Below are 22,284 nucleotides of genomic sequence, written 5' to 3'. Positions count from 1 at the left end.
ATCCCGATTATTTTCGTGCACTCTAGCAATCGCCCCGAGCGGAGAGAAGGGCCGGGCTCCCGCTTTCATGTCATTGACATCGCATGGAATTGCATGCCGCCGCACGAGAAGGGCGAACGATCGACCCGCGCCGTTAGGAACCGACCTCACGAGATCGCGTTTGTTGCGGAGCCTTTCCCGCGCTAGGCTCTGTCCCGGGGCTTCCCAACCGCCAGTGGCTTGCCGATGAATCTGCTCGATCCACAAGGGCCTGTGGCTGCGGCCAACAGCACCATCCTGGTCGATTCCGTCTTCATCATGCTCGCGATCGTGGTGCCGACCATCATCGCCATCCTGGCCTTTGCATTCTGGTTTCGCGCCTCGAATCCCAAAGCAAAGTTTCAGCCCGACTTCGTCTATTCCGGGCGGGTGGAGATGGTGGTGTGGGCGATCCCCGCGCTCACCGTGATCCTGCTCGGCGGCGTCGCCTGGATCGGCTCGCACCAGCTCGATCCCGCGGCACCCGTGCCCGGCACCGGCAGCCCGGTTCGCATCCAGGCCGTCTCGCTCGATTGGAAATGGCTCTTCATCTATCCGGACCAGCGCATCGCCACCGTCAATACGCTGACGGTGCCGGCAGGCGCCGAGCTGAATTTCCAGCTGACGTCCTCGAGCGTGATGAACACCTTCTTCATCCCGCAACTCGGCAGCATGATCTACACCATGAACGGCATGGTGACGAAGCTGAACCTGCGCGCCGACAATGAGGGCAAGCTCCAGGGGTTGTCGGCACATTTCTCCGGCGACGGGTTTCCGGACATGATGTTCGACGTCAACGTGGTCTCGCCGCTCGCCTTTCCGGATTGGGTGGCGACCACGGCGAAGAGCGATGCTGTCCTCAATGAGGACAGCTACAAGAAGCTGATGCAGCAAGGCATCGAAAAGGGCAAGCCGACCTACCGGCTGGATGACCCCAGGCTGTTTGATCTGATCGCGACCCAGCACATTCCGCCGGGACCGGGTCCGGAACTCGCATCCGAGGCCGGTCGGTCGCACAGTGGAGGCCATGATGCTCGGTAAGCTCGATTGGTCGGCCATTCCGTTCGATCAACCCATCCCGCTGATCGCTGGCGCCGTGGTGCTGATTGGGATTCTCGCCGAGCTGGCCTGGGTCGTGGTGAAGGGGCATCTGCCGTATCTCTGGCACGAGTGGATCACCAGCGTCGACCACAAGCGGATCGGCGTGATGTACATCCTGCTGGCCTCGGTGATGCTACTGCGCGGCGGCAGCGACGCCATCATGATGAGGATCCAGCAGGCGGTGGCCTACCAGTCGCAAGGCTATCTGCCGCCGGAGCACTACAACCAGATATTCTCCGCGCACGGCACCATCATGATCTTCTTCGTGGCGATGCCGTTCGTGATCGGACTGATGAATCTCATCGTGCCGCTCCAGCTTGGCGTACGAGATGTCGCTTTCCCGACGCTCAATTCGGTCGGCTTCTGGCTGACCGCGACCGGTGCGCTGCTGGTCAATCTCTCGCTCGTGATCGGCGAATTCGCCCGGACCGGCTGGCTCGCGTTTCCGCCGCTGTCGGAGCTGTCCTACTCGCCGGGCGTCGGCGTCGATTATTACGCGTGGTCGCTGCAGATCTCCGGCGTCGGCACGTTGGTTGCCGGCATCAATCTCGTGACGACAGTGCTGAAGCTGCGCACTAAGGGCATGAACTATCTGCGCATGCCGATGTTCTGCTGGACCACGCTGGCCTCGAACCTCCTGATCGTCGCGGCTTTCCCGATTTTGACCGCCACCCTCGCGATGCTGCTGCTCGACCGCTATCTCGGCTTCCACTTCTTCACCAATGAGGCCGGCGGCAATGTCATGATGTTCATGAATCTGATCTGGGCCTGGGGGCATCCCGAGGTCTACATCCTGGTGCTGCCGGCCTTCGGCATCTTCTCCGAGGTGGTCTCGACCTTCTCCGGCAAGGCGCTGTTTGGCTATCGCTCGATGGTGCTGGCGACCATGGCGATCTGCGTCATCTCCTTCATGGTCTGGCTGCATCACTTCTTCACGATGGGAGCGGGCCCCGACGTCAACGCTATCTTCGGCATTGCCAGCATGATCATCGCGATACCGACCGGGGTGAAGATCTACAACTGGCTGTTCACGATGTATGGCGGCCGCATCCGCTTCGAGACGCCGATGCTGTGGTCGATAGGCTTCATGGTCACCTTCATCATCGGCGGATTGACGGGCGTATTGGTCGCGGTGCCGCCGGCCGATTTCATCCTCCACAACAGCATGTTCCTGGTCGCGCACTTCCACAACGTCATCATCGGCGGCGTGCTGTTCGGAGCCTTCGCCGGCTTTGAGTACTGGTTCCCAAAGGCGTTCGGCTTTCGCCTCAACGACCGCTGGGGCAAGCTCGCGTTCTGGTTCACTTTCCTCGGCTTCTACGTCACCTTCATCCCGCTCTACGTCGCCGGCATGCTCGGCATGACACGGCGCATGCAGCACTATGACGTCGCGGCGTGGCGGCCCTGGATGCTGGTTGCAGCCGTCGGCATGGCCGTGCTGACGATTGGCGTGATCTGCCAGATCGTGCAGCTCGTGGTCAGCATCCGCAACCGCGAAGCCCTGCGCGACCGCACCGGTGATCCCTGGGACGGCCGTTCGCTGGAATGGGCGACGTCGTCGCCGCCGCCGGTTTTCAACTTCGCTTTCAACCCCGATGTGCGCGGCGAGGATGCCTACTGGGATCTGAAGACCCATGCCAAGCAGCAATCCCTCGATCATGATGCGCCCGAGTATCATGACATCGAGATGCCCAGGAACTCGCCGACCGGGTTCGTCTGCGCGTTCTTCGCCACGGTCATGGGCTTTGCGCTGATCTGGCACATCTGGTGGATGGTGATCTTGGGCGGTATCGGAGCGTTCGCGACATTCGTCGTGTTCGCCTGGCGCGACCATGACGAATACGTCATTCCGGCCGAGGAGGTCGCGGCGATAGACCGCGTCAACCTCGAGGAGCGGCGTAGCCTCGTCAGCATGGCGGGGACAGTCTGATGTCAATGACCGCGACCGCCGGCCGTGCGCACGCCGATCCCCATCACATCGGGCTCGTCATCGAGCATCCCGGCCCGGCGCCGAAGCGCATCGTGACCGCCTATGGCTTCTGGGTCTTCCTGCTCTCCGACATCGTGATGTTCTCCTGCTTCTTTGCGGCCTATGCGGTGCTGGCCGACCAGACCGCCGGCGGTCCGAAGGGTTCGGAGATATTCGAGCAGCGGAACGTCGCGATCGAGACGGTCTGCCTGCTGCTGTCGAGTTTCACGTGCGGCATGGCGAGCATCGCAGCCGATGTGCGAAACCGGTTCTGGTTCTATCTCGGGATGGCGGTGACATGTTTGCTCGGCCTCATCTTTCTCGTCATTGAGTTTCGCGAATTTGCTGATCTCGTTGCCCGCGGCTATGGCCCATCGCGCAGCGCTTTCCTGACCTCGTTCTTCTCGCTGGTCGGCTGCCACGGCCTCCACGTCTCGGCCGGCATATTGTGGCTGCTCACCATGATGGCCCAGGTCTTCGCAAAGGGTTTTCGTGCCGACGTGCTGCGCCGGATGATGTGCTTCGCGCTGTTCTGGCATGCGCTCGACATCGTCTGGGTCGGAGTCTTCTCCGTCGTCTATTTGCTTGGGAGTGGCGTATGAGCGATCAGACGCATATGCCGGCCGGTTATGACCTTGCGCCGGGCGACGAGGAGCAACACAGTGTCGGCACGCGTATCCTCGGCTACGTGGTCGGACTTGTTCTGGCGCTGCTGCTGACGGCGACCTCGTTCTTCATCGCCGGCACGGATCTGGTCTGGCAGCCTTCCATTCCCGTCGCGCTGATCGTGCTGGCGATCGCGCAGATGGGCGTGCACCTCGTGTTCTTCCTGCACATCACCACCGGCCCCGACAACACCAACAACGTGCTGGCGCTGGCTTTCGGACTGTTGGTGGTCTTCCTGGTGGTCGGTGGCACTGTCTGGATCATGGCGCATCTGAATGCGAACATGCCGGCCATGGATCAGATCATGCCGATGCGCCGCTAAGGGCGCACAAAAAAGAAGAGCCGCTTGTTGCGACAAGCGGCCCAAGTCTAGGGAGGAAACGCCCGAGCAAAGCAATCGGGCTGGAGCCGGATTGCCGCCAAGGAAACGCTCGCGCAAAGCGCTTGCGTACGCTTACAAATGCAGCAACTCCCGATAGAGTTCAATTCCGGATGAATACTGTCTCCGGTTGCCGCTCACGGGTGCGTGATGGGCTTCGTTATTTCGGCCGCCGGCAATTGTAGGCCTTGCGGAAGCCCGCAGCCTGGGCGTCGTCCTCCGAGCAGAACCAGCGGTCCGGTTTGGTGGTCGCGGGGTAGCTCGGGCAGCCCCGTAAATGGTAGATGCCGATGTTGCCGGTCACGCGCGCGCGGACCGCAAGCTTGCCTTTGATGCCACAGCTCGGCGGCATCGTCAGATCCTCGGGAAACAACACCGCGCGAATCTCCTTGTCGCGATCGGCGCGGCAGGCTGCGCCCAGGAGCGCGCCGTCCTTCTTGCCGGTGCGGAATTCTTGCGGTGCAACAAAGCAGCCCTTCCAGATTCCGGCCGAGGTTGATTTGGCGTCGGTCGCGGCCGACTTGACGTTCGCCTTGACCGGCTCGCGGGCGATGGCAAAGCCCAGCTTGACGAGCTGCTCGTTCAAGCTGGTCTTGTCGCCTTCGGCCGTGCAGATCGCGCGGTGCCGCTTGCCAAAACTCTTTTCCGGTCCGACATCGTCGCAACGCACCGATCGCTTGCCAATCAGCTTGGCGAGCTGGTCGCGGGCCTCGATGCCGCAGGTCCAGGGATCGGCGTGATCGTCGATGCAGACCTGGTCCAGCTCGGGTGCGTCGACGCCGTCGAGGCGGTAGGTGACGTCGCCGAGCTGGATGGCGTTGCCGTCGCGGACCGTCGCGGCGGCGGTCAGCGCCGAGGCCGGGCCGGAGGTGCCCAGAAATCCGGACAGGGCAATAAAGGAAACGAGCGCAAAAGCGCGGGCGCTGGCAAAGGACTTTCGGAAGGACATAAGGTCTCGCTATCGATGGCTCGTGCGCCTTGTTCCTAGCATCCGGATGTGGCGATACCAATGGTCTGCGCCCCGCGAAGTGCGACATTCCGACCTCGCGGCTTTACTCAGCCGTAGCTCTGATCCTATCGTTCGCGGGCCTTGCGGAGCGGAGGCCGAATCGCCCGAGAAGCGGCGAAGGGAGGAAAAATTTGCGATGAAAGACCCCGTGGACGTCCTGATCATCGGTGCCGGCGCTTCCGGCGCGGCGGTGGCGTGGTCGCTGGCCGAGACCAAGATGCATATTCTCTGCCTGGAGCAGGGCGGCTGGATGAACCCGGCGGAATATCCCAGCACGGGCCGGGACTGGGAGGCCAAGTTCTACGGCGAGTGGTCGTCTAGCCCCAACGTCCGCGGGCGGCCCGAGGACTATCCGATCAACGACGACGATTCGCCGATCAAGGTCGTCAACTACAATGCGGTCGGTGGCTCGACGGTGATGTACACCGCGCACTGGCCGCGGCTGCATCCCTCCGATTTCAAGGTGAGGACGCTCGACGGCGTCGCCGAAGACTGGCCGATCGACTACGACGCGCTGACCCCGTTCTTCGAAGAGAACGACCGGATGATGGGCACGTCCGGCCTGTCGGGCGATCCGCTCTCACCGCTGACGCATCCGCCGATGCCGCAACAGCCAATGGGGTTGTCCAGTGCGATCATCGGCAAGACCATGAACAAGCTCGGCTGGCACTGGTGGCCGTCGGATACGACAGTCGCGACCATGGACTACGAGGGCCGCGCGCGCTGCATCAATCTCGGCCATTGCACGCCAGCCTGCGCGCAAGGCGCCAAGTCCTCGACCGACATCACCTATTGGCCGCACGCGGTCCGCGCCGGCGTCGAGCTGCGGACGCACTGCCGGGTGCGCGAGATCACCACCGACGAGAACGGCATGGCCACCGGTGTGGTCTATTACGACAAGGACGGCGTCGAGCAATTCCAGCCGGCGCATGTCGTCATCATCGCCTGCAACGGTGTCGGCACGCCGCGGCTGCTTTTGAACTCGGCATCGAATCGCTTTCCGAACGGCCTTGCCAATTCGTCCGGCCTCGTCGGCAAGAACCTGATGTTCCATCCTTATGCGCAGATCTACGGCTACGTAAAAGAGCCGACCGATAGCAACCGCGCGCCGCCGACCTGCCTGTGGAGCAAGGAATGGTATGACACGGACCTCTCGCGCGGCTTCGTGCGCGGCTATGGCGTTCAGTTCGTGCGCGGCGCGGGGCCGGTGTTCGAGGCTGTCGTCAGCGAGCAGAAGGGGATATTGCCGTGGGGCGCCGATCATCACCGCATCTTCCGCAAGCTCAACGGCCACCGGCTCGGCTTTTCCGCGATCTGCGAGGACCTGCCGGAGGAGCATAACCAAGTCACGCTCGATCCGGTCTTGAAGGACGGCCACGGCATTCCCGCGCCGAAGATCGACTACACGATCAGCGAGAACAGCCGGAAGATGATGGAGCATGCGCTGGCGCGCGGGCGGGAGATTCTCGAAACCGCGGGGGCGAGCGACATCTGCGTCAATTCGCCGATCCCGTGGGGCGGCTGGCATCTGCTCGGCACGGCACGCATGGGCACCGACCCGGAACGCTCCGTCGTGAATGAATGGGGCCGCTCGCACGACGTCAAGAATCTCTTCATCGTCGATGGCAGCATCTTCGTCACCTCGGGCGGGGTGAACCCGACGTCCACCATTCAGGCCCTTGCGCTCTACATCGCCGACCAGATGAAGCAGCGCCTCGCCAATCTCTTCGACTGAGGCCGCCATGTCCGCAGACAATCAACTGACACGCAGCCAGTGCGACGACCTCCGCGCTATCGCCGCGATGATCGTTCCCGCGAGCGATGAGTACAAGGTGCCCGGCGCCGACGACCCCGCGATCCAGGCTGACATGCTGGCGACGCTGGGGCGTGACGCCAAATTGGTGGCGGCGGCGCTCGACCATCTGGGGCGGCTCGCGGGCCGACCGTTCGCCGAGCTCGATGCGGCCAGGCGCGATGCGGTGGCGCAGGAGTTTCGCAGTTCCGGCGGCGCGGCTGCCGCGACGCTCGTCCGCGTGGTGCTGCAATGCTACTACCGCGACGACCGTGTGCTGCGCTCGCTCGGCCTTGAGCTACGCGCGCCGTTCCCCCTGGGTTACGTGCTGCCGGATGGCGACTGGTCGTTGCTGGATCCGGTCAAGGCAAGGGCGGGCACGCTGCGACGGGCGCCCTAGCCACCCGGGCAGTCCAGCCTTGCGCCCCGGACGGGTCCCTTGCGCCTCACGGAGCAGGCCACCATCTGTGTGAGCCTCAAGGACTCCTATCATGCTGGATTTCACCTCAGATACCGTCGATGACGCCGCGTCATCGCGAACGGAAACGGCTGTCCCGGTCGATGACCGGGCCCTGCTGGACGCCTATTCCAATGCCGTCATCGACGTGACCGACCGCGTCGGTCCGGCCGTCGTGCGCGTCGAGACCGGACCAAAGGTGCCGAACGGCCGCGAGCGCGGCGGGCTCGGCTCGGGCATCGTGATCTCGCCGGACGGACTCGTGCTCACCAATAGCCACGTGGTCGGCTCGTCGAAGGAGATCCGGCTGCGCGACGTCGAGGGCCATGTCGGCGACGCCCGAGTGCTCGGCGTCGATCCCGACACTGACCTTGCGCTGCTCCGCGCCAACGGCGTGCGGGACTTGCCCTATGCGGCGCTCGGCAACTCCAAGACCTTGCGGCGCGGTCAGCTCGTGATCGCGATCGGCAACCCGCTCGGCTTTGAATCGACCGTTACCGCCGGAGTGGTCTCGGCGCTCGGGCGCTCGATCCGCTCGGTCAGTGGCCGCACCATAGAGGACGTGATCCAGACTGATGCTGCGCTCAACCCCGGCAATTCGGGCGGGCCGCTGGTGTCGTCGAATGCCGAGGTGATCGGCATCAACACCGCGATAATCAATGGCGCGCAAGGCATCTGCTTTGCGGTCGCCAGTAACACCGCGCAATTCGTGCTGTCGGAGATCATCCGCCACGGCTATGTCCGCCGCGCCTATATCGGCGTGGCCGGCCAGACCGCGCCGATCCCGCGGCGGCACGCGGTGCTGGCCGGCGTCGAGAACAAGATGGGCGCGCTGCTGGCGCAGATCGAGCCGGACGGGCCGGCCGCGAAGGCGGGCCTGTTGTCCGGCGATGTCGTGATCGGCCTCGACGGCGTCGAGATCAACGGCGTCGACGATCTGATCCGTGTGCTCGATCGCGACCGGATCGGCCGGCGGCTGGCGATGGACGTGCTGCGGCTCGGCCGCCTGCGGGCGATCGATATCGATCCGGTCGAGCGCAAGCCGGCCCGCTAGCGTGTGGGCGCCCAAGCGGGGTATGACGGTGTCATGCCTCGCTTCGGGAACCCCGCCGCATGATGCCGGCACATGAGACCTACGATGTCATCGTCGTCGGCGCCGGCGCCGGTGGCATGACGGCTGCGGCCGTCGCCGCCGCCGAGGGCCTGCGCGTGCTCGTGATCGAGAAGACCGCTTTCGTCGGCGGCACGACCGCATGGTCCGACGGCATGATCTGGATTCCCGCCAATGCCAAAATGAAAGAGGCGGGGCTCTCCGATAGCGTCACGGACGCCGTGCGATATTTGTCGAACACGGTGCCGGAGCCCGCCAATGCGGGCCTCCGCGCCGCTTTCCTCGCGCGCGGACCGGAGGCAGTCGCCTATCTCCAAGCCAACACGCAAGTGCGGCTCCAGCCGGTCAAGGCCTGTCCGGACTATTATCCGGAGCGATTGGGCGCGACGCCGGGTGGGCGCGTGCTCGAGCCGGTCGTCTTCGACGGCACGCAGCTGGGCGCGCATTTCGCGCGGGTGCGCGCGCCGCTGCCGGAGTTCACGTTGTTCGGCGGGATGATGGTCAACCGCCTCGACATCCCGCATCTGCGGCGGGTCGGAAAATCGCTGCGCTCGGCTCTTCGCGCGGCGCGGCTGGTTTCGGAGTATGCGTGGCAGCGCCTGCGCAGCCCGCGCGGCACGACGCTGCATCTCGGAAATGCGCTCGCCGCGCGGCTGTATGCCTCGCTGCTGGCCCGGCAGGTCGAGATCCTCTTTAGTGCGGACGTCGAAGGCCTGTCGACGCAGGGCGAGCGCGTCGGCGGCGTAATTATCCGTCATGGGGCGCGCGATCGGCTGATTGCCGCGCGACGTGGTGTGGTGCTGGCGACCGGCGGCTTTTCACACGACGCGACCTTGCGAAAACGCTTCCTCCCACCCGCGGCCGGATTTATCTCGGCGGCCCACACGTCCGGTACGGGCGACGGGCTCCGCCTCGCGACCGCAACCGGCGCAGCGCTCAATACGGATGCGACGGGCCCGGCCTATTGGGTGCCGGCCTCGCTGTTTCGGCGCGCCGATGGCAGCCGCGGCGTTTTCCCGCACATGGTGACCGACCGCGCCAAGCCCGGCGTGATCGCGGTCAATGCGGCCGGCCGGCGCTTCGTCAACGAGGCACTCTCCTACCACGAGTTCGTGCTCGCCATGCTGCGCGATGGCGACGGCGAACCGGACCGGCCGTTCTATCTGATCTGCGACCGTCCGTTCCTGTGGAGCTACGGCCTTGGCCGCATCAAGCCGTTCACGCGCAGTGTCCGGCGCTATATGGCGAGCGGGGAGTTGGTCGAGGCCGCTGATATCGCGCAGCTCGCCGCGAAGATCGGCATCAAGCCGTCGACACTCGCGGCGACCATCGCGAGCTACAACGAAGGCGCAAAGGAGGGCCGCGATCCCGAATTCGGACGCGGAAGCACGATCTATCAACGCCATCTCGGAGACGCAGCTCACAAGCCCAACCCGTGCGTCGCGCCCATCCTCTGTGCGCCTTACTTTGCGATGCGGATTTATTCGGCCGATCTCGGCACGGCGATTGGCCTGAAGGTGGATGCCCAGGCGCGCGTGTTGCGCGAGGACGGCACGCCGGTTGCCGGGCTCTATGCGTGCGGCAACGACATGGGCTCGATCATGAACGGCAATTGTCCCGGGCCGGGGATCGCGTTGGGACCGGCACTGACATTCGGGTACATCGCAGGGCGCCATCTGGCGGAGGGGAGTGTGGCAGCGGCGCCGATCGCCGCTACGACGTCGGTCTAACCATCTCCACTGCAGTCATTGCGAGCGCAGCGAAGCAATCCAGACTGTCTCTGCGGAAAGATTCTGGATTGCTTCGTCGCAAGGGCTCCTCGCAATGACGGCGAGAGGGTTCGGGCCTACCGCTACTCCGCAGCCGCCGCAAAGCGGCTGTTCTCCAGTTCCGCTTCCAGCCGCGCCTTCTCCGCCGCCGCCAGTTTGATATTGGCTTCCTTGACATGCCCGAAGCCGCGGATGGTCTCCGGCAGCCGCGCGAGCCTCGCCAGCAGCGGGATCTGCTCCGCTTTCAGCCCGGCGATCCGCTGATCGATCATGTCGAGATAATCCGCGACCAGCTTCCGCTCGGTCCGGCGCTCCTCGGTGCGGCCGAACGGATCGAACGCGCCGCCGCGCAGGAACTTCAGCCTGGCGAGCACGCGAAACGCATGGATCATCCAGCCGCCGAATTCCTTCTTCTGGAGGTGTCCCGTCGTCTTGTCGCGCTGCGCGAAGATCGGCGGGGCCAGATAGAATTTCAGCTTGAAGTCGCCGTCGAATTTCTCCGAGACCTTCTTTGAGAAGCTGCCGTCGGTATAGAGGCGCGCGACCTCGTACTCGTCCTTGTAGGACATCAGCTTGAACAGGTTTTTCGCGACAGCCTCGGTCAGCTCCGTGGACGCTGGCGAGGCAGCCGCTTCCGCCTTGCGCGCCTTGGCGACAGCGGCGAGGTAGCGGTCCGCGTAGGCCCTGTCCTGATAGCCGGTCAAAAACTCCGCGCGCGTCGCGATGATGTCGTCGAGCGACTTCGTCGGCGCGGAGGCCCGGCTCCTGAATTGCAGCACGCTACGCACCCGCGACATGTCGTGGGCGGCGAGTCGTCCCCAGCTGAAGGCGAGCTTGTTCATTTCGATCGCGGCCCCGTTGATCTCGATGGCGCGCAAGAGCGCCTCCAACGACAACGGGATCGCGCCCTTCTGGAAGGCGAAGCCGAGCATGAACGGGTTGGTCGCGATCGAATCGCCCATCAGCGCCGAGGCAATGCCGGTGGCGTCGATGATGTCGAGGTTCTTGTCGCCGACAGCGTCCCGCAGCACCGTCTGCATCGTGCCCGCCTCGAAATCGAGGTCGGGGTTTTGCACGAAGCTCGCGGTCGGCTGCAGGTCAGCGTTGACATAGGCCTTGGTCACGCCGCGTTCGGCGCGGCTGAGCGCGGAGGGACCTGCCGAGACGATCATGTCGCAGCCGAGGATGACGTCGGCGCCGCCTGTGGTGATGCGGACCGCGGAGATGTCTTCCGGCTTCGCGGCGATGCGCACATGGCTCATCACGGCGCCGTTCTTCTGCGACAGGCCGGTGAAATCCAGAGCCGAGCAGCCGCGGCCGTCGACATGGGCGGCCATGCCGAGCAGCGCGCCGATGGTGATGACACCGGTGCCGCCGATGCCGGTCACGAGGATGTTGTAGGGGGCGTCGAGCTCACGCGCGGGGGGCAGCGGCAGGTCGGCGAACAACTGGCCTGAGTCCACCGCCGAGGTCTTGATCCGCTTGAGCGTGCCGCCATGCACGGTGACGAAACTCGGGCAAAAACCCTCCACGCAGGAGAAGTCCTTGTTGCAGTTCGACTGGTCGATCTGCCGCTTGCGGCCGAACTCGGTCTCGAGCGGCTGCACCGAGACGCAGTTCGAGGCTTGCGAGCAATCGCCGCAGCCTTCGCAGACGAGCTCGTTGATGAAGGCGCGCTTGGCGGGATCCGGATACAGCCCGCGCTTGCGGCGGCGGCGCTTTTCCGCGGCGCAGGTCTGATCGTAGACGATGACCGTAAGGCCCTTGATGTCGCGCAGCTCGCGCTGCACGGCGTCGAGCTCGCGGCGGTGATGGACGGTCGCACCTTGCGGGAAGTAATTGCCGTCAGGGTATTTGGTTGGATCGTCCGAGACGATCGCGAGGCGCTTGACGCCCTCGGCCCAGACCTGATGCGCGATCTGGGCGACGTTGAAGGCGCCCTCGGCCGGCTGACCGCCGGTCATCGCGACGGCGTCGTTGTAGAGGATCTTGTAGGTGATGCTGATGCCAGCGGCCGACGCCGCGCGGAGGGCAAGCAGTCCGGAATGGGTGTAGGTGCCGTCGCCGAGGTTCTGGAAGATGTGCTTCTCGGTGGTGAAGGGCGCTTGTCCGATCCAGTTCACGCCCTCGGCGCCCATATGCGAGATCAAATCGGTGCGGCGGGTCGGCATGCTCAAAGCCATGCCGTGGCAACCGATGCCGGCCATGGCGCGGCTGCCCTCGGGCACGCGCGTCGAGGTGTTGTGCGGGCAGCCCGAGCAGAAGAACGGCGTGCGCGCGAGCTTGATTTGCGCGGAGGCCGGAACAGGAGTGTCGAAGGCCTCGAGCCGGGCGAGGCGCTGCTCCAGCACCGGGCTGTGGTGGCCGAGCTTGCGCAGCCGGGCCACCAGCGCGGATGCAACGAGAGTCGGCGTCAGCTCGCCCTCGCTTGGCAATAGCGGCGCGCCGCGCTCGTCGCGTTTTCCCGTCACGGTCGGGCGCCTGGACGCATCGATATTGTAGAGGATGCGCATCAGCTGGTCTTCGATGAAGCCGCGCTTCTCCTCGACGACCAGCACGTCCTGAAGTCCTTCGGCGAAGCGCCTGGCCCCGCTTTCCTCCAGCGGCCAGGTCAGTGCGACCTTGTAGATGCGCAAGCCCAAATCCTGCGCGTCCTTGTCGGTAATGCCCAGATCGGCCAGCGCCTGCCGCAGATCGAGATAAGCCTTGCCGGTCGCGACGATGCCGAGCCGTGCCGGCCTGGAGTCGAGTACAATGCGGTCGAGCTGGTTGGCACGGGCAAACGCCTGCACCGCCGCCATCTTGGGGCCGAACAGGCGCTTCTCCGCGTCCAGCGGCGGGTCGGGCCAGCGGATGTTGAGGCCGCCGGGCGGCATCTCGAAATCGTCGGGGAGCTTGATCTGGATGCGTTCGGGGTCACTATAGATCGAGGCTGAGCTTTCCACCGTTTCGCTGATCGCCTTGAAGCCGACCCAGCAGCCGGAGAAGCGCGATAGCGCAAAACCGTAGAGGCCGAGGTCGAGATAATCCTGCAGTGTCGCCGGGTTGATCACGGGGATCAGCGCCGCTGCAAATACCTGTTCGCTCTGGTGCGCCAGTGTCGAGGATTGGCAGCCGTGGTCGTCGCCGGCAAGCGCGAGCACGCCGCCATTGAGCGAGGTACCGGCGGCATTCGCATGCTTGAGCGCATCCACCGAGCGATCGACGCCGGGGCCCTTGCCGTACCAGATTCCGAACACGCCATCGACCTTGGCGCCGGGAAAGAGACCGACCTGCTGGCTGCCCCAGACGGCGGTCGCCGCGAGGTCCTCGTTCAGGCCGGGGACGAAGGCGATGTCGTGCTGCTGGAGGTGTGACTTCGCGCGCCACAGCGCGTGGTCGTACATGCCGAGTGGGGAACCGCGGTAGCCCGAGATGAAGCCGCCGGTGTTGAGGCCCTGAAGCCGGTCGCGTTCGCGCTGCAACATGGGCAGCCGGACCAGCGCCTGCGTGCCGGACAGGAAGATCCGCTTCGATTCGAGCCGGTATTTGTCGTCCAGCTCGACCTGCATCAGCGTCATTTCAGGAGTCCTCGTCTCTTGTTCGGCTTTTATTCGACTTGGTATTCGACTTGGGGTTTGCGCTGCGGGAGGGAGGAGCGGCTGCGCGACGCGAATTGTGACAGTCAAAGGGATGCGCAGACGAAGTCAATATCGCTGGCCGCATCCGTGGCGCTCCTGCTAGTCATGGCTTGCTTGCGGAGGACATCATGACGGCACAAGCGTTCGATACCGAGATCACGGAGACCGACGGAGCTCTGATCGGGCCGTGGCGTCAGCCGCGTCAAATGCTGCAAGCCCAAACCTACGACGCGCACGCCTCGATCCACGACGACGCCACCGCGCAGAAGCTCGGGTTCAAGGGCGGCACCATCGAGGGTCCGACCCATTTCAGCCAGTTCGCACCGCTGGGTGCGCGTTTGTGGGGACCGGCCTGGTTCGAGAGCGGCTGTCTCTCCGCGCATTACCGCGGCGTCTGTTACGAAGGCGAGGAGGTGCAGGCGACCCTGTCGAAACCGTTGCCCGGCACTAGCCAGTGCCAGATCCAGATGGTCAAGCGCGACGGCACGGAGGTGCTGCGCGGCACGGCCTCGGTCGGAGAACCGCACGCCGCGACCGCGCTGGAGGCGCGTCTTGGCGAACTCAAGCCGCTCACTGATCCCGTGATCCTGCGCGACGTGAAGGTCGCGCAGACGAGCCGGCGCCAGGCGGTGCGGATGGCGTTCGATCAGATCATGGGCGACCTCTATCCGTTCTCGCTGCGGCAGAAGCTCGCCGCCATCACCGAGACCTCGCCGTATTATTCAGGCGCCGGCAATCCTTCTTCGAATTCGTGGGGCAGGGCGATCATCCCGATGGAGATGCTGAGCGTGCTGTTCCAGTACCGCTCCAAGGACGATCCTCTCCCGGCCAAGGGACCGGCCGTCGGTCTGTTCGCCGACCAGGAGATCAGGCTGGTGAAGGGCCCGCTGTTTGTTGACGAGGAGTACGAAGTCGAGCGCGAGGTTGTCGCGCTCTCCGGCAGCCGCCGCACCGAGAGCGCCTGGGTGAAGACGCGCGTGTTCGACAAGACAAACATTGTGGTCGCGACCATGCTGCTGAACATGGCCACGCTGAAGGATTCCTACGCGCCGTATGAGGAAGAATATCGACGGCTGTACGGAGATACTGCCCGCTAAAAGCGAGCTTCGTTGTCGCTCATCCTCTAGGCAAATGCACGTCGCAAAGTCGTCGCACAGCGAATAAGCAGACGCGAGGCAGCCTGATAACGTTCTGACAGTGCAGCAAATTTTCCCGCGCTGTCCGCCCGATCGTCATTGTACACAATGGCACGGCGCTTGCAGAACTCCTGGCACAGAGAGTTCTCGCGAGGGGCGGGCGTCATGTTGAACTCAAGCAAGCCGACTTTGGGCGCGATCAGCGCCGAACCCGGGCCGATCGCACTCGACTTGTCGGCCACCGCGCTCCTCATCATCGACATGCAGCGCGACTTCATGGAGCCCGGCGGCTTCGGCGAGACGCTCGGCAACGACGTCAGCCAGCTCGCGCGCGCGGTGAAGCCGATCGGTGCGGTGCTGAAGGCCGCGCGGGATACCGGCATGCTGGTGATCCACACGCGCGAGGGCCATCTGCCCGATCTCTCCGACGCGCCGCCGGCGAAAGTCGAGCGCGGCGCGCCATCCCTTCGCATCGGCGATCCCGGTCCCATGGGCCGCATTCTCATTCGCGGCGAGGCGGGCCACGACATCATCCCGGAGCTCTATCCGCTCGACAGCGAGATCGTGATCGACAAGCCCGGCAAGGGCGCGTTCTACGCCACCGAGCTCACCGACGTGCTGGAGAAATACGGCATCGAAAATCTGCTGGTGTGTGGCGTCACCACCGAAGTGTGCGTCAACACCACCGTGCGCGAGGCCAACGACCGCGGCTATCGCTGCGTCGTCATCTCGGACGGCTGCGCGTCCTACTTTCCTGAGTTTCACGAGATGGGCCTGAAGATGATCAAGGCCCAGGGCGGCATCTTCGGTTGGGTCGCAAGCTCAGCCGCGGTTCTGGAGGCGATGAAGATTTCCACATCAGCGTAGGGGCATCACCATGAGCACAGGCACGACAGGGACGGCCGGCACCTCCGAGTTCAAGCCGGCACTATGGACACCGGGCGACTGGAATGCGTTTTTCGGCTTCGGCACCAACATCCTCGTCAACATGCTGGTGCTCACAGGCCTGTTACGCTTCGTTTTGAAGATGCCCGACTCACTGGTGTTCGGCCGCATCCTTCCCGCACTCGGCTTGATGATGTGTCTTTCCACCTTCTACTACGCATTTCTCGCTTATCGCCTTGCGCAGAAGACCGGCCGCACCGACGTCTGCGCGCTGCCATCGGGCGTCAGCGTGCCGCACATGTTCATCGTCACCTTCGTGATCATGCTGCCGATCACGATCAAGACCGGTGATCCGCTCAAGGGTTGGTCGGCGGGCCTGGTCTGGGTGTTCTTCCAGAGTTTTATCCTAATGATCGGTGGCTTCATTGCGCCTTTCATTCGAAAGATCACGCCGCGTGCGGCGCTGCTCGGCACGCTCGCCGGCGTATCCGTCACCTTCATCTCGATGCGACCGGCACTCGAAATGTACATGACGCCGCAGATCGGCCTGGTCTGCTTCGCCATCATCCTGGTGAGCTGGTTCGGCGGCGTGAAATATTGGCGCGGCATTCCCGCCGGTCTCGTTGCGATTGCGGTGGGCATGGTCATCGCATGGGGATCGAACCTGTTCGGCCTCGGTCTCGGTGGACTGAGTGTCAAGGGCGTCGGTGATGCCTTCGCGAATTTCGGCTTCTCGGTGCCGATCCCGGCGGTGGGCTACGTCTTCTCCGGCTTCGAATTCCTCGGAATCATCCTGGTCACGGCCATTCCGTTCGGCATCTATGATCTCGTCGAGGCCATGGACAATGTCGAGAGCGCGGAAGCCGCCGGCGACGAATATCCGACCACGCGCGTGCTCACCGCCGACGGAATCGTCAGCCTGATCGGCTGCCTGATGGGAAATCCCTTCATCAATGCCGTCTATATCGGCCATCCCGGCTGGAAGGCGATGGGCGGCCGGATCGGCTATTCGGCCGCGACCGGCGTCATGGTGGTGGTGCTGGCCTGGTTCGGCATCATCTCGGTGCTGCTGGCGCTGGTGCCGGTCGTCGCGATCTCGCCGATCCTGCTCTATATCGGCATGCTGATCGGCGCGCAGGCATTCCAGACCACGCCGGTCAAGCACGCGCCCGCCATCGTGCTGGCACTGACGCCGCATCTGGCTGCGTGGGCCAAGCTCCAGATCGACACGATGTTGGGCTCGACCATGAACGCGGCTGCGACGGTCGGCGGAATGGCCGCCGACAAGGCCGACGCGGTCAAGGCGGCCGCGATCGCCGCCTTGCCGCAGCAGGGCGTGTTCTATCACGGGCTCGAGATCATGGGCGGCGGCTCCATCCTCGGCGGCCTGATCCTGGGTGCGATCGGTGTCTTCATCATCGAGCGCGACTTCGAGAAAGCCTCGGCGTTTGCGCTAGTTGGTGCGGTTCTGACCTACTTCGGCTTCATGCACGGCGAAGCCGTCGGCATCGGCGGCGGCTTTGGCGTCACGCCCGCGGTCGCGTTCGCCTATGCCGTGATGGCCGCCGGTCTATTCGCGGCCAGCAGGCTCGGCGCGAGCGAGCCCTACATGCCGCATGCGGACATGCACGCGGCACCGGCGGAGTAGCTACCCGCCTTTGACGGCACCCGCGGTGAGCCCGGCGACGATCTGTCGCTGGGCGAACACCGTCAGCAGCAGCACCGGGAGGGTGACGATCAGCGCGGCGGCCGCGAGCGGCCCCCAGCTCAACTGGTCGAACGAGATCATGTTGTAGACGGCAACCGGCAGGGTGCGGGTCTCGCGTCCGGCCAGCACGATGCCGAACACAAAATTATTCCAGGAGAAGATCACGGCCAGGATGAAGGCGACCGCGATGCCGGGCTTGGCGATCGGCAGCGCGACATGGTGGAAGACCTGCCAGCGCGTGGCGCCGTCGATCAGGGCTGCTTCTTCCAGCTCCATCGGCGTCGTTTCGAAATAGCCGATCATGATCCAGATCACGATCGGCACCGTCACCACGAGGTGGATGATGATCTGCGGCACCAGCGTGCCGAGCAGTCCCAGCCACTGGAACATGAGAAACAGCGGAATCAGATAGGACAGGCCCGGCGTGATGCGGGCGATCAGGATCACGATCGCCGATTTGTGCGCAGCCATCCGCGCAATCCCGTAACCGGCGGGAACGCCGACGAGCAACGCAAGCAGCGTCGCGCTGCCTGTCACGATCAGGCTGTTGATGAAATAGGTCAGGAAGCGGTTGGAGGCGAGCACGTCGGCATAGTTTTTCCAGGCGACATGCTCGGGAATGAACACCGGCGGGTAGGCGGCGTTGTCGATCTCGAATTTGAGCGACAGCGACAGCATCCAGAGAAAGAACAGGATCGCCGGCGACACGATAAGGAACACCGAGAACCACAGGCCGATCTTGCCGATGATTTGCCTTGGACTCATGTGCCGCTCGCGATCTCGGTCCACAGCATGCGTTGGCGCGCATAAAGCATCACCGCCGCGAGCAGAACGATCAGCAGGAAGAACACGACCGCGATCGCCGAGCCGTAGCCGAGGTCGTAATAGGAGAAGGCGACGCTGTAGAGATAGATGTTGATCGTCTCCGACGCCGATCCCGGTCCGCCTTGGGTGATTGCGAAAATGATGTCGAAGCTCTTCACGGCGTCGATCATGCGGATCATGCCGGCGATGAACAGGAACGGCATGATCAGCGGCAGGGTGATGAAGCGGAACACCTGCCAGATGCTGGCGCCGTCGATCTGTGCACTTTCATAAGGCTCGGTCGGGATCGCGGCCAGGCCGCCGAGCACGATCAGCATGACCAGCGGCGTCCATTGCCAGGTCTCGACCAGCACCAGTGAGGGAATGACGGTCGCGGGATGGAATACCCAGAGCTGCGCAGGGATTCCGACCAGTGACAGCAGATAGTTCAGTACGCCGAGCTGCGGGTGGAACATCATGGTCCAGACCAGCGCGATCGCCACCGGCGTCGCCATCATCGGCATGATGAAGACGCCGCGCAGAAAGCCGCGGCCGGGGAATTTCTGGTGAAACACCACGGCCGCGAACGTGCCGAGCACGAGCGGCAGCAGCACGGAGAGTGCGGTGTAGACCAGCGTATGTCCGATGGCCTCAATGAAGCGGGGATCGCTCGTCAGCCGCAGATAGTTGGACAATCCCACGAAGGTGGTCGACGAGCCAACCTTCCACTCGTTCAGGCTCATCCAGATCGTGAAGACCCACGGGAAGATGATGATCGCGATCACGACGACCAGCGCCGGCACCACGAACGGCCAGTAGGACGGCGGCCGCAACTCCTTCTCCGGCGCGGCATCAGACTGTGCCGCGCCCGGAGTCGATTGTGTCAACGCACTCACGCCTTCTCGCTACGCTCCAGGATCGGCCGGTACTGATCGTTGGCCTTCTTCAGCTCGGCGGCAGGATCGGCGCCGGACAAGGTCGCAGTGACCGCGGCGCCGACGATGTCGCGGAATTCGGCGACCGGAATCACGACGGGCAGGCCCAGCTTGCTGATCTTGCCGGAATCGATCACCGATTGCAGCCACTCCTTGGTCTTGACGCCCTTCTGGACCTCGGGATCGCCGAGGATCGAGTTGCGGAACGGTACGCCGCCGCCGGCCTGCAGCAGCCGCGCTCCCTGGGTTTTCGAGACCACCCATTGGCAGAGCAGATAGGCAGCTTCCTTGTTCTTGCTCGCAGCGGCAACGCCGATGCCGTCGCCATAGGTCGAGGAATATTGGCCCTTGGGGCCGGCGGGCACGACGGTGTAGCCGACCTTGCCGACAACGCGCGAGGCGGCCGGGTCTTCCAACGGCGGCGCCCAGCCGACGCCGTCGATCCACATCGCGGATCGGCCTTGCGTGAACGAGGCCATCGACTCCATCCAGTTGAAGCCGGCGACGCCTGGAGGTGCCGACTTTGTCAGGAGCGTCTGATACAGCTTGGTCGCGGCAATGGCTTCCGGACCATCGGTCAGGATGTTGCCCTTGGCGTCGAGGAATTCCCCGCCATAATTGAGGAAGAAGTTGCTCCACATCGCCATGTTGGCGTTGCGCAAGCCGCGCCCGACAAAGCCGTAGATGCCTTCCTTGGTATCGGTGAGCTTCTCGGCCGCCGCGGCCATCTCGTCGAGGGTCTTGGGAACGGCGACGCCCTTCTTCTCGAACAGCTCCTTGTTGTAGTAGAGGATGAAATAATCGACCGACCAGGGCAGCGACAGCATCTGGCCCTTGTCGTTCCTGGCATATTGCAGGCCCGCGGCCGAAAAATCGCTCTCGACGAGATCGGGCGCGGTGAGCGCCGGATCCTTCATGAAGGGTGTCAAGTCGGCGAGCCAGCCGGCCTTCTCGAACTGCCGCTTCTGCACGTGATAGCTGAGATGGACGACGTCGAAGCTCGGACGGCCCGAGGTGAACTCGATCACCACCTTCTGGCGCTGCTGCTGCTCGGGAATCTGCTCCGCTTCGACCTGGATGCCGGTGAGCTCGGTGAACTCCTTGACGTATTTTTGCAGGTTGTCGCCGCGGGGCCCCTTGGCGAGGATCACCTCGAGCTTGGTCCCTGCGTGTTTCTTCCAGTTCACCTCGGCGCGCGCCGGCAATCCCGTCAGGCTGAGCGCGCCAGCTGCGGCAGTGCCGGTCAAGAGCGTACGACGCGAGATTTTGTGGTTGACCACTTGAGGTCCCTCCCTGTGACTCAATTTGGGCGGATACTAGCGGCCGTTCCGCGTCTGCCTAGCCCTAATCTGTGGAATTCAGGGCCGCACGGCCGGCGTTTCCATCGGCAAGCCATGCGCCCGCGACATCAGATAGAGTTCGAGCGCGACCAGCTTGGGCGCGCCGAAATCATAGGCTTGGGCGCGGACACCCGTCATGCAACTGCGTAGCCGCCGCTCCAGCGATCCCAGCGTCTGCCATTCCAGGCGATAAAGCGGATAGCCGGTTGGCTGTCCCTGCGTGATCGGCGCGCCGGCAAGCCGGTTGCTGAAATTGTCGTCGTGGCAATTGGTGCAGGCAAGGTTGAGCTGGCCTTCGCGCTGCATGAAGAGGTCGCGGCCCTGTTCGACGAATGGCTTCAGTTGCGGATCGTCGCCGGCCGTGATCGCGACCCCGCGCGATTGATGCGCGACGAAGGCGGACAGGGCCAGCAGGTCGCGGCTCTCGTAGGGGAGCGCCGGTGCCTGCTGATGATTGCTGCGGCAGAGATTGATGCGCTGGTCGAGCGTTACGGGCCGCGCCAGCGCCTTGTCGAAGGCCGGATAGCGCGCGGCGACGCCTTTCATGCTGCCGCGTGCATCGCCATGGCAATCCGCACAGGCCTTGTCGGCGCTGCCGGTCTTCTTCGTCCACAACGCCTCACCGTCGATCACGAACAGCATGCCGGGATTTGAGGTGTCGTCATCCTGCATCGCGCGCGTGTCGGGCCCCATGAACGAATAACCGGAGCGGCGCGCGTCCAATGGGATCTCGCCGGCGAACAGGGCAGGGGCCGTGGCGAGGAGCGCCGCGGCCGATATCGCGCGCCAAAAACTCATTCGACCGTGATCGACGCGGATGCGCTGGACGAATAGCCGTTGTCGCCGATCCATTCGAACTCGAACTCGCCGCTCTCCTTCGCGACCGTGAAGAACGACAGATAGGGATTGGCTGCGATCGCCGGGAAGAGATCGGCGCGAAAAATCTCGGTGCCGTTGTAGCGGCACGTGAAGCTCGTGATGATGTCGCGCGGGACCAGCGCGCCGTCCGCGGTATGGCGGAAGCCGGTCTCCATGATGTGCGAGGTCAACGTGCGGATCTCGACGATTTCGCCGCGTCTGGCTTTCGACGGAACGTTGATGAGCGCGGCCATCAATTCATCTCCTCGGTGCAGGCGGCCAGCGTCACGACGATTTCGGTCGTGACCTGCCAGAACGTGTCGTCGGAAAGGCGCGCGATCGCCACCACCTTCTGGGTATCCGCGAGCCGAATCCGGGTCGAGATTTGGGCGCGGCCGGAGGAGGGGCCGAGATGGAAGTTGCCGATGTTCGGCTGCGGGTTCTTCTCGTTGAAGACGTGGATGCTCTTGACGTAGTCGTTCGCCGTCATCGGACTCGCGACGCTCACGGTCAGCGGCACCGTGTTGCCGTTCTCGACCAGCGGCGGAATGTCGAGCTTCACCTTGCCGGTGCGTACAGGTGCTTCGCCGACGACGTTGCGGATCGCGGCGGTGAGCATCGCCGGTGTCGCTTCGAGCGGTCGCAGGGTGACGATCGGTATCGTCCCGGCGACCGTCACGCTTCCAGCAAGGTTCAGGAATTGTCGTCGCGTGGTCGGCATGAACAG

The 22,284-nt window shown here is 64.1% G+C and carries 19 protein-coding genes; 11 read left to right on the top strand and 8 right to left on the bottom strand.

Going from position 1 to position 22,284, the window contains the following annotated elements:
* Positions 1-225: 225 nt before the first annotated feature.
* From IVB48_RS09715 to cyoD, 4 genes are read left to right on the top strand one after another with little or no spacing between them, the layout of a single operon-like run.
* Positions 226-1,059: a cytochrome ubiquinol oxidase subunit II gene (locus IVB48_RS09715; protein ID WP_247399683.1), complete on the top strand. Its 834-nt coding sequence runs from the start codon at positions 226-228 to the stop codon at positions 1,057-1,059.
* Complete coding sequence (cyoB, locus tag IVB48_RS09710; protein ID WP_247399682.1) at positions 1,049-3,049, top strand: cytochrome o ubiquinol oxidase subunit I; 2,001 nt, start codon at positions 1,049-1,051, stop codon at positions 3,047-3,049. Before IVB48_RS09715 ends, cyoB begins: the two co-directional genes overlap by 11 nt.
* Positions 3,049-3,690, top strand: a complete 642-nt coding sequence (locus IVB48_RS09705) for a cytochrome (ubi)quinol oxidase subunit III (protein ID WP_027568767.1) — start codon at positions 3,049-3,051, stop codon at positions 3,688-3,690. Before cyoB ends, IVB48_RS09705 begins: the two co-directional genes overlap by 1 nt.
* Positions 3,687-4,076: a cytochrome o ubiquinol oxidase subunit IV gene (gene cyoD, locus IVB48_RS09700; protein ID WP_247399680.1), complete on the top strand. Its 390-nt coding sequence runs from the start codon at positions 3,687-3,689 to the stop codon at positions 4,074-4,076. Before IVB48_RS09705 ends, cyoD begins: the two co-directional genes overlap by 4 nt.
* A 217-nt stretch (positions 4,077-4,293) precedes the next feature.
* Here cyoD and IVB48_RS09695 read toward each other — a convergent pair whose 3' ends face one another.
* Entirely contained in the window at positions 4,294-5,082 is a 789-nt protein-coding gene (locus tag IVB48_RS09695) for a thermonuclease family protein (RefSeq protein WP_247399678.1), read from the bottom strand.
* Positions 5,083-5,278: 196 nt separating this feature from the next.
* Here IVB48_RS09695 and IVB48_RS09690 point away from each other — a divergent pair, with 196 nt between their 5' ends.
* The 4 genes from IVB48_RS09690 (at position 5,279) to IVB48_RS09675 (ending at position 10,232) form a co-directional block, all read left to right on the top strand.
* Entirely contained in the window at positions 5,279-6,877 is a 1,599-nt protein-coding gene (locus tag IVB48_RS09690) for a GMC family oxidoreductase (protein ID WP_247399676.1), read from the top strand.
* 7 nt (positions 6,878-6,884) lie between these two features.
* On the top strand, positions 6,885-7,334 hold the full coding sequence (locus IVB48_RS09685; protein WP_247399674.1) for a gluconate 2-dehydrogenase subunit 3 family protein: 450 nt from the start codon (positions 6,885-6,887) through the stop codon (positions 7,332-7,334).
* A gap of 91 nt (positions 7,335-7,425) precedes the next feature.
* Positions 7,426-8,445, top strand: a complete 1,020-nt coding sequence (locus IVB48_RS09680; protein ID WP_247399673.1) for a trypsin-like peptidase domain-containing protein — start codon at positions 7,426-7,428, stop codon at positions 8,443-8,445.
* Between the two features lie 59 nt (positions 8,446-8,504).
* Positions 8,505-10,232 (top strand): FAD-dependent oxidoreductase, encoded by a 1,728-nt coding sequence (locus IVB48_RS09675; protein WP_247399670.1) that lies wholly within the window; start codon positions 8,505-8,507, stop codon positions 10,230-10,232.
* Positions 10,233-10,354: 122 nt separating this feature from the next.
* Here IVB48_RS09675 and IVB48_RS09670 read toward each other — a convergent pair whose 3' ends face one another.
* The gene (locus IVB48_RS09670) at positions 10,355-13,831 is read right to left on the bottom strand and encodes an indolepyruvate ferredoxin oxidoreductase family protein (protein WP_247399668.1); all 3,477 of its coding nucleotides are present in this window, start codon (positions 13,829-13,831) and stop codon (positions 10,355-10,357) included.
* Between the two features lie 188 nt (positions 13,832-14,019).
* On the opposite strand from IVB48_RS09670, the gene IVB48_RS09665 reads away from it, so the two are divergent.
* The 3 genes from IVB48_RS09665 (at position 14,020) to IVB48_RS09655 (ending at position 17,560) form a co-directional block, all read left to right on the top strand.
* A complete protein-coding gene (locus IVB48_RS09665) occupies positions 14,020-14,988 on the top strand; it encodes a hypothetical protein (protein WP_247399666.1) in 969 nt (322 codons plus the stop codon).
* Positions 14,989-15,192: 204 nt separating this feature from the next.
* Complete coding sequence (locus tag IVB48_RS09660; protein ID WP_247288443.1) at positions 15,193-15,894, top strand: isochorismatase family cysteine hydrolase; 702 nt, start codon at positions 15,193-15,195, stop codon at positions 15,892-15,894.
* Between the two features lie 10 nt (positions 15,895-15,904).
* Positions 15,905-17,560 carry a regulator gene (locus IVB48_RS09655; protein ID WP_247360077.1) on the top strand — a complete coding sequence of 552 codons (1,656 nt, stop codon included), beginning with the start codon at positions 15,905-15,907 and terminating at the stop codon, positions 17,558-17,560.
* Here IVB48_RS09655 and IVB48_RS09650 read toward each other — a convergent pair whose 3' ends face one another.
* The 6 genes from IVB48_RS09650 to IVB48_RS09625 form a co-directional block, all read right to left on the bottom strand.
* Positions 17,561-18,385 (bottom strand): carbohydrate ABC transporter permease, encoded by an 825-nt coding sequence (locus tag IVB48_RS09650; RefSeq protein ID WP_027568776.1) that lies wholly within the window; start codon positions 18,383-18,385, stop codon positions 17,561-17,563.
* Positions 18,382-19,320, bottom strand: a complete 939-nt coding sequence (locus tag IVB48_RS09645) for a sugar ABC transporter permease (protein WP_018457161.1) — start codon at positions 19,318-19,320, stop codon at positions 18,382-18,384. Before IVB48_RS09645 ends, IVB48_RS09650 begins: the two co-directional genes overlap by 4 nt.
* Complete coding sequence (locus tag IVB48_RS09640; RefSeq protein WP_247399665.1) at positions 19,317-20,639, bottom strand: extracellular solute-binding protein; 1,323 nt, start codon at positions 20,637-20,639, stop codon at positions 19,317-19,319. Before IVB48_RS09640 ends, IVB48_RS09645 begins: the two co-directional genes overlap by 4 nt.
* Before the next feature lie 78 nt (positions 20,640-20,717).
* Entirely contained in the window at positions 20,718-21,497 is a 780-nt protein-coding gene (gene soxA / locus IVB48_RS09635; RefSeq protein ID WP_247399663.1) for a sulfur oxidation c-type cytochrome SoxA, read from the bottom strand.
* Positions 21,494-21,811, bottom strand: a complete 318-nt coding sequence (soxZ, locus tag IVB48_RS09630) for a thiosulfate oxidation carrier complex protein SoxZ (RefSeq protein ID WP_247399661.1) — start codon at positions 21,809-21,811, stop codon at positions 21,494-21,496. Before soxZ ends, soxA begins: the two co-directional genes overlap by 4 nt.
* Entirely contained in the window at positions 21,811-22,278 is a 468-nt protein-coding gene (locus IVB48_RS09625; RefSeq protein WP_027568780.1) for a SoxY-related AACIE arm protein, read from the bottom strand. The genes soxZ and IVB48_RS09625 overlap by 1 nt, the downstream gene beginning before the upstream one ends.
* Between the last annotated feature and the right edge of the window lie 6 nt (positions 22,279-22,284).

This window comes from Bradyrhizobium sp. 76, from assembly GCF_023073025.1.
Classification (GTDB): domain Bacteria; phylum Pseudomonadota; class Alphaproteobacteria; order Rhizobiales; family Xanthobacteraceae; genus Bradyrhizobium.
This window is presented reverse-complemented; position numbering and strand designations above follow the sequence as displayed.